Source organism: bacterium (assembly GCA_019637795.1).
Lineage (GTDB): Bacteria > Desulfobacterota > Binatia > HRBIN30 > CADEER01 > JAHBUY01.
In genome coordinates this window covers 485,981-498,548 of sequence record JAHBUY010000005.1, presented here as the reverse complement: position 1 = coordinate 498,548, position 12,568 = coordinate 485,981, and the positions used below count along the sequence as shown (strand labels likewise).

Sequence of the window (12,568 nt, the reverse complement as noted above, 5' to 3'; positions counted from 1 at the left end):
CCCCCAGCCCCTCATTCGCCGGCGGCCGGCGCGTTGCTTCCGCGCGCGGCCCGCGTCATGGTGCCTGCCATGTCGCAACCGATCGCCATCGCGGCCGGGCTCAAGGCCGCCTGGGAAACGGCGGTGAACGAATCCCGCCTGACGCCGGCGGACGTCGCCGCGCTGGTCGCCGCCTACCGCGCCGCGCCGCCGACGCCGGGCGCGGAGGCGGTCGACGACGAGCGCCTCGCCGACGGGCTGTGGGCCTCGCTGGTTCTGGCGCGGGTGGCGTTCGTGCAGCCGGAGCTGGGACTGGCAACCTACGACCGCCTCGCCGAGCTGTTCCTCGACGACGTCCCGCTGGCGTTCACCGCCCGCGACCTCGGTGCGCCGCTGACGCGCGCCCTGGCGACGCCGGCGCGCCTGGAGCCCGCGCTGCTGCCGGCGCTGTGGGCGCTGATCGAGGGCGGCGTCGACGAGCAGATCACCCCGCGCACCGCCGCCCTCGGCGCGCTGCACCCGCCGGCGTTGCGCGATGCCTGCGCCCGCGCCATGCGCCAGCACCCCGGCTACGACGAGTTTCGGCGCCGGCCGCCGATGCCGCGCCTGACCATGGAGCACCTGCAGGGGCGCGCCGCCGACAGCCTCGGCGACACCCTGCGGCGGCTGATCGTCGACAATGGCTACGACCTCGACGTGCTCGATCCCGCCTCCGTCGCCGGCTACCACCCCGAGCTCGACGATCCGAACCGCTACATCCTGCAGACGCACGAAATCTGGCACCTGGTCGGCGGCTACAGCACCAGCCCCGGCCACGAGGTGGCGATCTCCGGATTCCAATTGGCGCAGTTCGGGCACCCGTACTCGCGCGACTTCCTGGCCGCGATCGTCGCCCTCACCACCTTCACCGCGCCGGTCACCACCGGCTTCGTCCTGCAGTTGGCGCTCGAGGGCTGGCGCCACGGCCGGCAGTCGCCGCCGCTCACCCTGGTGGACTGGCACGCCAGCCTGGGGGACTCGCTGGCGGCGATCCGCGCCCGCGAGGGCATCGCGCCGTACCGCAGCCTGCTCCCCGATTCGCCGCCGCCGCCGGCGGCGTGACGCGGCGCGATCGGCGGACGATCCGTGGCATCCGCGGCGCACGCGGCGCCCGCCGCTCGCCGGCGGGGCTCGGTGGGCGAGGGGGCGGCGACCGAGGCGGGGTGCCAGCGCATCGCGGTGTTCCTGCAGAATCGCGCCCGGCTCGGCACGCTGGTCTGTCACATTCCGCTGGTCAGCTCGTTGCGCCGCCGCTATCCGGCGGCGCGGATCAGCATCGTCGCGCCGTTTGCGGAGGCGGCGCTGCTGGTCGGCGAGGGGCTCGCGGACGCCCTGGTGCCATGGCCGCGCCGGCCGTGGGGGCAGATCCGCACCGTGCGCGCGCTCGCCGCCGACGCGCTGATCACGCTGCGGCCGGCGTCGACCTTCATCACCCTGCTGGTCGGGCTGAGCGGCGCCCGCGTCCGCATCGGCTTCGAGACGCCGCTGGCGCGGCGCCTGTTCACGGCGGTCCGTCCGCGCGATCTCACCATCTATCGCGCGCTCAACTACCTCCGCCTGCTGGAGCCGCTCGGCGTGCCGCCGTCGCTCGCCGAGCACCTGCGCGATGCGGCGGCGGCGGCGCCGGCGGCGATCGACCCGCGCCAGGAGAACGTCTGCCTGATGCCGGGCGGCGCGTCGCCGTTCAAGCTGTGGGGGATCGAGCGCTTCCTCGCCGTCGCCGCGCTGATCCGCGCCGCCCGGCCGGCGGTCCGCTTCGTCGTCGTCCTCGGTCCGGGCGAGCGCGCGCTGCGCCAGCCGATCGCGCGCTCGCCGCTCGCCGAGGTCACCACGATCCTCGACACGCCCCCGCTGGCCGGCATCGCGCAGGCGGTGCTGGCCAGCCAGGTGACGGTGGCCAACGACTGCGGCCCGTCGCACGTCGCGCAACTGCTCGGCGGTCCCTACGTCGCGGTGTTCGCCAACCACCGGGGACAGGTGGAGCGCATCACACGCCAGTGGTTCCATCCGCGGCCGGGGGCGCGCTGGGTGAGCGGGCCCGCGGGCACGCCGATCACCGATGTGACGCCGGCCGAGGTGTACCGCGCCGTGGCGGCGGTGTGGCCGGCGCTGGCGCGCGGACCCGAGGCGCGTGTCGGCGCCAGCGCCGGCGCAACGGGCGGGTGAGCACGCTGTTCGATGCCCTCGCGTTCTCGGGGGCGTGGGTGGCCATCGCGGCGGCGGCCCTGGCCAGCGCGTCGGCGGTGGCGCTCGGCGCGTCCTGGTCGCCGGCCCTGCCGCTCTTCGCCTTCGCCGGCACGTACTGCGTCTACGCGGTGGACCGTCTGCGCGACCTGGGGCGCGACCGCCACACGTTGCCGCGGCGCAGCGCGTTCATCGCCCGCCATCGCCGCGTCCTCGCCGCGGGCTGCGTCGCGGCGGCGCTGACCGCCGCCGGCTGCGCGCTGGCCTTGGGGCCGGGCGCCTTCGCCGCCGCCGGCGTGGCGGGCGGCTTCGGGCTGCTGCACCGCCGCTTGAAGCACGTGCCGTTTCTCAAGGGGCTCTACGTCACCGCGTCGTGGGTCGTCGTGACGATCGCGCTTCCCGCCAGCCTGGCGCGGCCGCGTCCGCTGCCGGCGATCGTCGCCTGGGCGATCGCGATCATCGGCCCGGCGCTGCTCGCCAATGCGCTCGCCACCAGCGCGCGCGACGAGGAGGCGGCGGCGCGCGTGCTCGGGGCGCGCACGGCCGTGCGCGTGGCGCGCGGCATCGGCGCCGCCGGCGTGCTCGCCGCGCTGCTCGCCCCGCCGCCCGCGCGCGCGCTGGGGGCGGTCGCCGTCGCCACCGTCGTCGCCCTCGTCGCCTTCCGGCCCGGCGAGCGCGCCGAGCTCATCCTCGACGGTGCCCTGACGATCGGCGCGCTGTGGGTCCTCCTCTGAACGGCGGGCGACGGTTGCGCGCCACCCACCGCCTGGCATAGGCAGCCGCCACCACCACGGGGAGGGACGATGGGAGCGACCGCTACCGCCTTGATCTGCTTCGCCGGCTGGTTCGCGCTGCTGAGCGTCGCCGTCGGTCTGTACCGGGGGCGTTTCGTCCTCGCCGGCAAGGCGCCCAACACCTTCGCCAACGATGGCTCCGATCTCGACGCCTTCGGCCGCCGCCTGACGCGGGCGCGCGACAACTGCTACGAGACGCTGCCGCTGTTCGCCGCCATCGCCCTCGGCGCCAGCCTCGCCGGCCGCCTCGAGGTGACCAACGGCCTGGCCATGTGGGTCTTCTACCTCCGCGTCGGTCAGTCGGTGACCCATCTCGCCTCGACGTCGGTCCCCGCCGTCAACCTGCGCGCCACCTTCTTCTTCCTGCAGATGCTGATCTACCTGTGGTGGGTGATCCGCCTGCTGTGAGCGCGCGCGCGCCGATCCGGGACGCCTACGCGGCGCGGCTGCCGGCGCGGGCGAGGATGCCGAGATAGCCGCGTTCGACGCACGCCTGGTCGAGCACGCCGCGGTCGCGCAGCAGCCGGTGCAGGCGCCCCAGGTTGTAGTGCGGGACCGTCATCAGCAGGTGGTGCTCGAGGTGGAAGTTGAGCCGGTTGGGCACGATCAGCAGGCGCTCCCACCAGCGCGGCAGCACGGTGCGGGTGTTGCGCAGCGGGTCGTCCTGGTCGGGCACCATGCCGTGCTCGGCGATGAAGCGGATGCGCGTCACCAGCGTGTGGGTGGTGAGCCAGGCCGCGACCCACAGGAGGTAGAGCGCCGGGTGCCCGGCGAGCGTCAGAATCGCGAACAGGACGAGGTTGGAAATCAACACGCCGCGCGCGGCGCGGCGGGCCGCGGCATCGTCGCGGTAGCGGCCGAAGGTGCGGGCGAAGGCGGCGCGGGCGAACTTGCGGCCGGTCTGGCCGGAGAGGTCGCGCCACAACTTGCGCCGCAGGCTGGCGCCGGTGACCGGGAAGGGACGGACCAGGGCGAGGTCCGGATCCTGCGCCGTGCCGGTGTGCGCATGGTGCTGCAGGTGGTAGGGCCGGTACCGATCGGTGTCGCTCCAGATCGGATAGGCGCAGAGCCAGTTGCCGACCCAGTCGTTGAGGCCGCGGTGGCGGAACAGCGCCCGGTGCGCGGCGTCGTGCATCAGCGCCGCGCCGCCGAGCTGGCGGGTGCCGATGAGCATGATGGCGGCGACGATGGTGACGGGGGTGGGCCAGGCGGCGACCAGCGCGAAGGCGGCGAAGGTCACGCCCCAGTTGACGGCGAGCGACAGCCAGGCGCGCCAGGCGCGGACGCGCAGCAGATCGCGCATCTCCTCCGGCGCCAGCGCGGCGCGCCACGCCGGGATGGCGGCGGTCGAGGGGGTCTGGACGGGGACGTTCATGGCGACTCCATGGTGGACGGCAGCGGGTCAGCTCGCGTGCTGGCCGCGCGCCGCGTCGAGCCGGCTGTCGACCGGCGTGCGCAACGACGGCACGTCGAAGCGCTGCAGCAGCGTCGCCCAGGCCTGGCGGCCGAGGCGGTCGTAGCGGCGCATCTGCTCGAGCAGCGCGTCGCGTTCGTCGGGCGGGCAGATGACGTCGGGGAGCAGCGGGTCGAGCACGAGCTGGCGCAGGGCCCGCCCGCCGAGCACGAACGACTCCGCCATCGCCTTCGCCGGCGACAGACGGGCCAGGCGGGCTTCGCTGGCCGTGAGGGCCGCGCCGAGCTCGCGGTAGGTGCGGCGCAGCGCCGCGACGTCCCACAGCCGCCGCGCCCGCGCCTCGCTGGCGTCGTCGAGCGCGGCGAGCAGGCAGACGAGATCCCCGGGCGGCAGGCCGAGCGCCGCCAACTCGCGGCGCACCGCGTCGAGCGGCTGCGTCAGGTTGTCGGGGCGCAGCCAGAGCCCCGGGCGGAGAGCGGCGAAGCCGAACAGGCGCAGGGCCCGCAGGCGCCCGCGCTGCGCCGCGCGCGCCGCCGGGCCCTGGTGCACGACCAGCCAGCCGCCGCTCCACTTGCGGGTGCCGCGGTCGCGATCCCGCCAGGTGCGGACGTGGGCGCCGATCGACCGCGAGGCGCCGCCGAGGCGATAGGCGCCGCGCTCGTCGCGCGCCAGGTGGCCGCTCGCCAGCAGCCGGGCGGTGGCGACGCGGACGTTGTTCTCGCTGATGCCGAACAGCCCGCCGGCTTCGATCAGCGCGCCGACCGGCATCGCCGACCCGGGACGCAACGTCGACAGCAGGTCGAGCACCAGTCCGCGCGCCGAGGGCTGCATGGGAAGACATTACACAGTTTCGTGTGCATTGGAGTCAATGATGTAATGTCGCGTTCGGTCGCCCCGGCTCCCCGGCGCGCGCCGGACCTGATAGGAGCGCCGGCATGGCCGACATGGACTTCCGCCGCATGATGACGCTGGAGCCGCACGGCCCCGACACCTACGTCGCCAGCGGTCCGCAATACCCCTGGGGCGGTCTCTACGGCGGACAGATCATCGCCCAGGCGCTGCGCGCCGCGTCGCTCACCGTCGATCCGGCGTTCCGCCTGCACTCGCTGCACGCCTACTTCATCCGCCTCGGCGACGCCGCCGAGCCGATCCGGCTCGAGGTCGACCGCATCCGCAACGGCCGCGCGTTCCTCACCCGCCGCGTCGTCGCCCGCCAGGCGGTCGGGGCGATCCTCAACATGTCGACCTCGTTCCAGGTTCCGGAGGCGGCGGCCGAGGTGCAGAGCGAGCGCATGCCGCAGGTGGCGGCCCCGGAGGCGCTGCGCAACGACAGTTGGAGTCCGCTGATCGAGCGCCGCTTCCTGCCCGCCGACATCGCGCCCGGCCGCGTCGGCGCCTGGCTGCGCCTGGCGGAGCCGATCGGCGACGATCCGGTCCTCAACGCCTGCGCGCTGGCCTATCTCTCCGACGATCTGCCGAGCGACGCGGTGGTCGCCCGCCACCCCGACCGGCCGCCGCGCGACGCGCCGCGGCGCTTCTGGAATGCCAGCCTCGATCACGCGATCTGGTTCCACCGGCCGCTGCGCGCCGGCGACTGGCACCTGCACGACGTCACCTGCCGCGCCCTGTTCGGCGGCCGCGGGTTGGCGATCGGTTCGGTGTTCGACCGCGCCGGCCAGCACGTCGCCACCCTGTCGCAGGAGGTCCTGATCCGCCCGATCCGGTCGGGCGCCGGCGGCTGACGCGGCCGTCCGCCGTCCCCGATCGGCGGCGCTCAGCGCGCGGCGCGGTGCAGGACGACGATGCGGCCGCCGCCCGGCAGCAGCCAACGGCCGTAGGGCAGCTCCCGCACCACGTCGTAGCCGGGCACCGGACCCATGGCGATCAGGTACTCGTCGTCGGCGACCCACCACCAACTGCGGCCGGGGACGCCGCCCGTCGTGGCGCCCTCGACGTAGAACAGCGGCGCGTTGAACTCGATCCCGCCGTCGATCCGGTTCGCGGCGACGCCGTCGGCCGCCAACTGGCGCAGCGCCTGCCAGCGGGCGCGGTTCCACGCCAGGTAGTCGTGCGTGCCGCCGACGGCGTAGGCGGCGAGCAGGAGGAGCGCGGCGCCGGCGGCGAGACGCGCGCGACGGTGGAGGCCGCGGCCGCCGTCGGGCGGGGTGAGGGCGACGCCGATCAGCGGCACGAACGGCAAGAGGTAGCGATCGAACATCGGGATGACGACGCAGGGGCCGAGGTACAGCGCCGCGGTGCACAGGAGCAGGGCGCGCGCCGCGCCCGGCGAGGCGGGGTCGGCGCGCTCGCGCCAGGCGCGGGCGAGCGCCGCCGCCAGACGGCCGATCAACGCCGCGGTGGCGAGGAGGGCGAGCGCGGTGACCGCCCACCACCAGGCCGGCGGCAACTGCGGGTCGTTGGCCAGGCCGCGGATGTAGATGTCGTTGAGCGTGATCGGCCCGAGCCCGGAGGTGATCAGCACGTTGCCGCGCAGCGGCATGGGCCGTCCCGAGGACCACAGCGCCAGCGCCGCGACCAGCAGGGCGGCGCTCTCGATGGCGCCGCCCCAGCGGAACCACGTGCGCCGCTGCCGCCGCCATCCCGGCGCGACCGCGATCAGCAGCGGCGCCAGGAACAGCGCCGTGTACAGGATCGCGGCGCCGGTGTTGCCGGAGGCGATGCGCCAGACGGTGCGCGGTCCGCTGCCCAGGGCCTGGCGGATGAAGTCGTTGCGGATCCAGTAGTCGTGCGGCAGGGCGCCGTAGGCCTGCATCAGGTGCTGGTACAGCCACAGCGCCCCGCCGGCGAGCGCCAGCGAGACGATCGCCGGCAGCGCCCAACGGCGGCGCGCGCCGGGGCAGAGCAGGGCCGCGGCGGTGAAGCCGAGGGCCGGCGCCATGGCCGGCTGGCGGCAGAGCACGGCGGCGATGGTCAGCAGCGTGCCGGCGGCCCAGGCGAGCCGCGAGCCGGACGTCAGGGCGCGGGCGAAGGCGAGCAGCGCCCACACCACCAGCGCCAGCATCGGCACGTCGGTCATGAAGCTGAAGGAGAGGACGACGAACAGCGGATTGGCGGCGAGGGTCAGCGCCGCGATCATCGCCAGGGCGCGGCCGGCGCGCAGCTCGCGCGCCAGCAGGTAGGTGCCGACGACGGTGGCGGCGCCGAGCAGCAGCGTCCCGCAGCGCAGCGCCGTGTACGAGGCGCCGGCCACCGACGCGACGGCGGCCCCCCACAGCGCCTGGCTGAGCAGCGTCATGCCCGCCCACCCCGGCGGCCGGAAGGCGCCCTCGGCGAGCAGGCGGCGCACGGCCATGGCGTAGGCCCAGTCGTCGTTGAGCGGAAAGTCGCCGCGCGGGTCGACGACGACGACGATCAGCAGCCATGCCGCGAGCAGCAGGAGCACATCGCTGCGCCGCGGCTCCGCGGGCGGTGGCGCGCTTCGTTCAGCGGCCCGGTCGCTGGCGCCGACCGCGTGCACGGCGGCGTGCATAGCCGCGGCGCCCGTCCGGCGCAACCGATCCGCGGCCCGCGGCTGCCGCGCCGCCGCCCCTGCGGCGCAGCGACGGCCGCGCCGGCGGCCCTGCCCGTCGGCGGCAGACTGTGGTACACGGCGACGCGGGGAGGACGGGTGATGCGGATGCGGATGCGGAGGCTGGCGATCGCGGCGGTGTCGATGGTGGCGACCGGGTGCGGCGGCGGGTCATCGGGCGACGCGCCGGTGCCGTTCGCCAACCCGCCGGAGCTGGTCAGTCGCGACGGCGAGCTGTACGCCACCCTGACCATCGAGCCCGCCGAGCTGACGGTGGCGGGCGAGCGGGTGCGCTTCGAGGCGCTGTACGACGGTCTGTACATGCCGCCGCTGCTGCGCGTGCAACCGGGCGACGTGGTTCGCCTGGCGATCGACAACCACGGGCCGCAGGACACCAACGTCCACTACCACGGGCTGGCGGTGTCGCCGCTCGGCGCCGGCGACAACGTCTTCCTCACCATCCCGCCGACGACCACGTTCCGCTACGACATGCCCATTCCCGCCGACCATCCGGCCGGCCTCTTCTGGTACCACCCGCACTTCCACCCCGAGGTGAACCACCAGATCGCCGGCGGGCTCTCCGGCGGCATGATCGTCGGCGACATCCTGGCGCCGTTCCCCGAGCTGGCCGACATCCCCGAGCGGGTGATCCTGCTCAAGGACCTGAAGACCGCGGACGGCGCCCCGGTTCGCAATCCGGATCCCACCGGGCCGACCCGGCGCACCATCAACGGCCTCTACCAGCCGCGCATCACCATGCAGCCCGGGCAGCTCGAATTCTGGCGCATCGGCAACATCGGCGCGAACATCTACTACAAGCTGCGCCTCGACGGCGTGCGCTTCTACGTCATCGCCCAGGACGGCAACCTGCAGAACCAGGCGCTGGCGGCGGAGACGCTGCTCCTGCCGCCCGGCAAGCGGCTCGAGGCGCTGGTGTACGGGCCGCCGGCCGGCGGCATCCGCGAGCTGCGCGCCGAGCGTTTCGACACCGGACCGGCGGGCGACCACTATCCGGCCCAGCGCCTGGCCAGCGTCGCCAGCCGCGGCCCGCAGGTGACGCCGATCCCGCTGCCGACCGCGTTCCCGGTCGTGCCCGACCTGCGCGATTACCCCATCGATCGCCAGCGCACCATCGTCTTCGCCGACGATCCCGATGGCAACGGCTTCACGATCAACGGCAAGGCCTACGACCACCACTGCGTGGACACGGTCGTCGAGCTCGGCTCGGTCGAGGAGTGGACGATCCAGAACACGGCGAAGGAGGAGCACGTGTTCCACATCCATCAGCTCGACTTCCAGGTGACCGCGGTCAACGGCGTCGCGCGCCCCTTCACCGGCTATCAGGACACCGTCAACCTGCCGGCGGCGACCGACGCCGGCCCGAGCACCGTCACCGCCATCCTGCCGTTCGACAACCCGGTCATCGTCGGCGAGTTCGTCTACCACTGCCACATCGTGCAACACGCCGATCAGGGCATGATGGCGAACATCCAGGTGGTCGACCCGTCGCATCCGGTGCCGATCCACCCCTGCGCGCCGCCGGGATTCGACGCCTTCGCGGACTGAGCGGCGCGCTGGACGGGCGCCGCCGCTTCGCTATGGTCGGGCCGAAAAGGAGATCCGCATGCCCGATTCCCCGTCGACCGCCGCGAGCCCGCCCGTTCTCGACGCCATCCGCCAACTGATCACCGTCGCCGCGTGCGACACCGTCTACCGCGATCTCTACGTCGGCCGCGCCGCGATGCTGCTCGAGCCGGTGCTGTCGCGCGAGCAGTACCGCGACGCCCGCGGCAGCGAGCGGGCGATCGCCGCCGCCCTCGCCGAGAGCCGCGCCGCCGCGTTGCGCCTCGACTGGGCCCGGGTCGAGGAGCTGGCCGAGCGCGCCGAGCAGTTGCGCCGCGCCGCCGCGGCGCGCGCCGCGCTGGTGGCCATCGGCCAGGAGGTGTACGACGCGACGCCGACCGCCTTCGATCCCTTCTCCCCCGGGCTGGCGCAACTGGTCGAGAGCGATCCGCGCGAGCTGCGCGATGCCGCGGTGTCGGCGCTGCGGGGGCTCGAGCGTTCCGACGGCGCCAATGCCGCGATCTACGCCGAGCGTCGCGCCTTCCTCGAGCGGCTGACGGTGCTGTCGCGTCTCGCCGCGACGCCCAAGGCGGAGGCGCAGGCGTTGCCGACCGCCGACATCGAGCAACGCTGCCTGGAGGCGGTGGAGCGCGGCGACACCGAGGCGTTGGCGCGCTATGCGCGCGAGCTGCGCGCCCGCCAGGAGCAGGGACCAGCGCAGCCGGCGGCGGCGCCGACGGCCGGCGGGGAGGCGGCGCCGGTCGCCGGCTCGGCGGTGCGCTGCCCGGTCGACCTGGCGGCGCCGTTGCCCGCCGGCAGCGCCGAACGCGCCGCGGCGCTCGGCCTCGCCGCTCTGCAGGCCGCGCCGCTTCCCGCGGCGCAGAGCGTGCTCGCGTTCATCGCCGCGCAGATCCATCGCGCCCGACCGGCCGACAGCGAGGCGCAACGCGAGGGGGCCTCGCAGGTCGCCGCGCTGGGCGGCGAGCTCGGCTGGCCGGCGGAGATCTCGGAGGCGGTGCGGGCGTTGATCGACCAGTTCCTGCGCCAGACGTTCATCAATTCCGGCGGCGCCCGCTACGTGCCGCCGTTCGCCGCCGAGTCGATCCTGATCGAGGACTTTCCCGAGGACGCCGAGCCGCCAGCCGCCGGGCCGCTGCTCACCGCCCTTGGCCTGCCGCGGCGCCGCGGCCTCAGCCGGCTGACCATCGAACGCGCCCTGATGGAGCGCGGCCCCTACATCATCCGCGACCAGCTCGGCCTCGGCATCACCGAGTTCCGCCTCGTCTGCCTGCCGCCGGACCTCTATACGCGGGTCGGACGCGAGAAGGGCTGGGGACGACAACAGCAATGGACGCACTTCGACGGCTACCAGGTCCTGCGCGGCGGCGGACTGCGCGCCCTGGTCGGCGGCGACGCGCGCTATGGCGGGCTGAACGATCTGGTCAGCATCGCCGCCAACGACGAGCGCGAGGGCGTGATCGCCCGCTTCGCCGTCGTCCGCCGCGCCCGCCAGGTCGTGCGCTGGGGGTGAGCCGCGCCGGCGCCCGCCCACCTCGCGGGCGCGGCGGCACCCCTCGCGCGGCCGTTGTCTTCCGAGCTGCACATTTGCATTGATCGGCAGAATCGAGCAGAACAGCAGCATGCCCAGGGTCGCGCGCGGGCCGGTCGAATCGCGGGTCGCGCCGCAGGCGCCGCAGCAGAAGGCGCTGCTCGGGTTCTTCCGCATCATGGATCTCTGGGGCGTCGGCAACGCGGAGGCGCGGCGGCTCCTCGGGTCGCCGCCGCAGCGCACGTTCTTCGAGTGGAAGGCCGGCCGGGTGCGGCGCATGCCGGAGGATGCGCTGCGGCGGGTCGGCTACGTGGCCGGCATCTACAAGGCGCTGCAGATCCTCTACTCGGATCCCGCCCAGGCCGACGGCTGGGTGAAGCGGCCGAACCGCGCCTTCGGCGATCATACGCCGCTCGACCGCATGGCGGCGGGCGACGTCACCGATCTGGCCGCCGTGCGCGCCTACCTCGATGCCGCCCGGGCGCCCTGGTCCTGAGCCGCGCCAGCGGCGCGTCACCTGGCCGCGGGCGACGCGCATCGTCGCCGCGCGCTATCCGCCGATCGACCTCTTCGAGCGCGTCTCCAGCGATCCCGCCGTCTGGGAGGCGCTGATCGCCGCCGAGCAGATGGTGAACCCGCGACTGCGCGACGAGGTCGGCGAGATCCGCCTCGTGCCGCCAGGCGAGCGGGTGAGCGGGCCGGGGGCCTCGTACGTGATGGCGGCCTTCACGCACCGCAACCCCGCCGGCTCGCGCTTCAGCGACGGACACGCCGGCGTCTACTACGCCGCGCGGACCCTGCGCACCGCGGTGCGCGAGACCGCCTTCCACTTCGGCCGCATCGCCGCCGACAGCCGCGATCCGCCGCGCTACGAGGACATGCGGGTGCTGGTCGGCCGCATCAATTGCCGCTTCGCCGACGTCGCCGCCCTGCCGGCCGCCACGCGGGCGCGTCTCCTCGATCCCGATTCGTACGCCGCCAGCCAGGCGTTCGGCGATGCGTTGCGCGCCGCCGGCGCCGCCGGGGTGGTCTACCCGAGCGTCCGCGATGCGGGCGGCGAGTGCGTCGGCGCCTTCCGGCCGACCGCGGTGGGCATCCCGGTGCCGGGCAAGAGTCTCAAGTACCACTGGGACGGGGCGCGGGTGGGGCGCTACTTCGACTACGAGCGCGGCGCCTGGGTGGCGGTGTGACCCGCGCGGCGGCTCCATCGCGACCGACGCCGCGGGCCAGCGCGTCGCCCGTTCGGCGCCCGCTGTCGCCGGCGGGGCACGCCGTGTACGAGCTGGCGCCCGGGCTGCTGCTGGTGTTCAAGCCGCGCGGTCATCGCGAGCCGCCGCACGCGCACCCGTACGGGCAGCGGCTGCGCGTGTTGCGCGGCGCGCTGGCGGTGCGCACGGCGCGCCGCGTGCGGGTGCTGGACGCCGCCGCGCGTCCGTTGCGCATCGCCGCCGGGCGGGTGCACGCGACGCAGGCGCGCCGCGACACCTGGCTGATCGCCGAGCGGCTGGCGTAGCTCC

Annotated in this window: 13 protein-coding genes; 10 read left to right on the top strand and 3 right to left on the bottom strand. The window is 74.7% G+C overall.

All coding sequences use genetic code 11. The features are described from left to right. The first annotated feature begins 69 nt into the window (after positions 1-69). From KF840_19200 to KF840_19185, 4 genes are all read left to right on the top strand, one after another. Positions 70-1,080: a hypothetical protein gene (locus KF840_19200; GenBank protein MBX3027039.1), complete on the top strand. Its 1,011-nt coding sequence runs from the start codon at positions 70-72 to the stop codon at positions 1,078-1,080. A 24-nt stretch (positions 1,081-1,104) separates the two neighbouring features. Then, entirely contained in the window at positions 1,105-2,184 is a 1,080-nt protein-coding gene (locus KF840_19195) for a glycosyltransferase family 9 protein (GenBank protein ID MBX3027038.1), read from the top strand. Beyond that, positions 2,181-2,936 carry a hypothetical protein gene (locus KF840_19190; GenBank protein ID MBX3027037.1) on the top strand — a complete coding sequence of 252 codons (756 nt, stop codon included), beginning with the start codon at positions 2,181-2,183 and terminating at the stop codon, positions 2,934-2,936. The genes KF840_19195 and KF840_19190 overlap by 4 nt, the downstream gene beginning before the upstream one ends. Before the next feature lie 69 nt (positions 2,937-3,005). Next, positions 3,006-3,404: an MAPEG family protein gene (locus KF840_19185; GenBank protein MBX3027036.1), complete on the top strand. Its 399-nt coding sequence runs from the start codon at positions 3,006-3,008 to the stop codon at positions 3,402-3,404. Positions 3,405-3,429: 25 nt separating this feature from the next. Here KF840_19185 and KF840_19180 read toward each other — a convergent pair whose 3' ends face one another. Then, entirely contained in the window at positions 3,430-4,371 is a 942-nt protein-coding gene (locus tag KF840_19180) for a fatty acid desaturase family protein (protein ID MBX3027035.1), read from the bottom strand. A gap of 27 nt (positions 4,372-4,398) precedes the next feature. Next, positions 4,399-5,241 (bottom strand): PaaX family transcriptional regulator, encoded by an 843-nt coding sequence (locus tag KF840_19175; GenBank protein ID MBX3027034.1) that lies wholly within the window; start codon positions 5,239-5,241, stop codon positions 4,399-4,401. Positions 5,242-5,354: 113 nt separating this feature from the next. Here KF840_19175 and KF840_19170 point away from each other — a divergent pair, with 113 nt between their 5' ends. After that, complete coding sequence (locus KF840_19170; GenBank protein MBX3027033.1) at positions 5,355-6,152, top strand: thioesterase family protein; 798 nt, start codon at positions 5,355-5,357, stop codon at positions 6,150-6,152. A gap of 32 nt (positions 6,153-6,184) precedes the next feature. Here KF840_19170 and KF840_19165 read toward each other — a convergent pair whose 3' ends face one another. Then, complete coding sequence (locus KF840_19165; GenBank protein MBX3027032.1) at positions 6,185-7,813, bottom strand: glycosyltransferase family 39 protein; 1,629 nt, start codon at positions 7,811-7,813, stop codon at positions 6,185-6,187. A 234-nt stretch (positions 7,814-8,047) separates the two neighbouring features. Here KF840_19165 and KF840_19160 point away from each other — a divergent pair, with 234 nt between their 5' ends. From KF840_19160 to KF840_19140, 5 genes are all read left to right on the top strand, one after another. Further along, positions 8,048-9,505, top strand: a complete 1,458-nt coding sequence (locus KF840_19160) for a multicopper oxidase family protein (protein MBX3027031.1) — start codon at positions 8,048-8,050, stop codon at positions 9,503-9,505. A gap of 58 nt (positions 9,506-9,563) precedes the next feature. After that, on the top strand, positions 9,564-11,033 hold the full coding sequence (locus KF840_19155; GenBank protein ID MBX3027030.1) for a hypothetical protein: 1,470 nt from the start codon (positions 9,564-9,566) through the stop codon (positions 11,031-11,033). 109 nt (positions 11,034-11,142) lie between these two features. Continuing rightward, positions 11,143-11,547, top strand: a complete 405-nt coding sequence (locus KF840_19150) for a DUF2384 domain-containing protein (GenBank protein MBX3027029.1) — start codon at positions 11,143-11,145, stop codon at positions 11,545-11,547. Next, positions 11,522-12,241: an RES family NAD+ phosphorylase gene (locus KF840_19145; protein ID MBX3027028.1), complete on the top strand. Its 720-nt coding sequence runs from the start codon at positions 11,522-11,524 to the stop codon at positions 12,239-12,241. The genes KF840_19150 and KF840_19145 overlap by 26 nt, the downstream gene beginning before the upstream one ends. An 83-nt stretch (positions 12,242-12,324) precedes the next feature. Then, positions 12,325-12,564, top strand: a complete 240-nt coding sequence (locus KF840_19140; protein MBX3027027.1) for a hypothetical protein — start codon at positions 12,325-12,327, stop codon at positions 12,562-12,564. The last annotated feature ends 4 nt before the right edge of the window (positions 12,565-12,568 follow it).

Excerpts from the sequence above, each read along its gene's own strand:
- KF840_19145 (MBX3027028.1), top strand. The coding sequence starts at position 11,522 with ATGCCGCCCGGGCGCCCTGGTCCTGAGCCGCGCCAGCGGCGCGTCACC.
- KF840_19175 (MBX3027034.1), bottom strand. The coding sequence starts at position 5,241 with ATGCAGCCCTCGGCGCGCGGACTGGTGCTCGACCTGCTGTCGACGTTG.
- KF840_19180 (MBX3027035.1), bottom strand. The coding sequence starts at position 4,371 with ATGAACGTCCCCGTCCAGACCCCCTCGACCGCCGCCATCCCGGCGTGG.
- KF840_19200 (MBX3027039.1), top strand. The coding sequence starts at position 70 with ATGTCGCAACCGATCGCCATCGCGGCCGGGCTCAAGGCCGCCTGGGAA.
- KF840_19150 (MBX3027029.1), top strand. The coding sequence starts at position 11,143 with ATGCCCAGGGTCGCGCGCGGGCCGGTCGAATCGCGGGTCGCGCCGCAG.
- KF840_19160 (MBX3027031.1), top strand. The coding sequence starts at position 8,048 with ATGCGGATGCGGAGGCTGGCGATCGCGGCGGTGTCGATGGTGGCGACC.
- KF840_19185 (MBX3027036.1), top strand. The coding sequence starts at position 3,006 with ATGGGAGCGACCGCTACCGCCTTGATCTGCTTCGCCGGCTGGTTCGCG.
- KF840_19155 (MBX3027030.1), top strand. The coding sequence starts at position 9,564 with ATGCCCGATTCCCCGTCGACCGCCGCGAGCCCGCCCGTTCTCGACGCC.
- KF840_19170 (MBX3027033.1), top strand. The coding sequence starts at position 5,355 with ATGGACTTCCGCCGCATGATGACGCTGGAGCCGCACGGCCCCGACACC.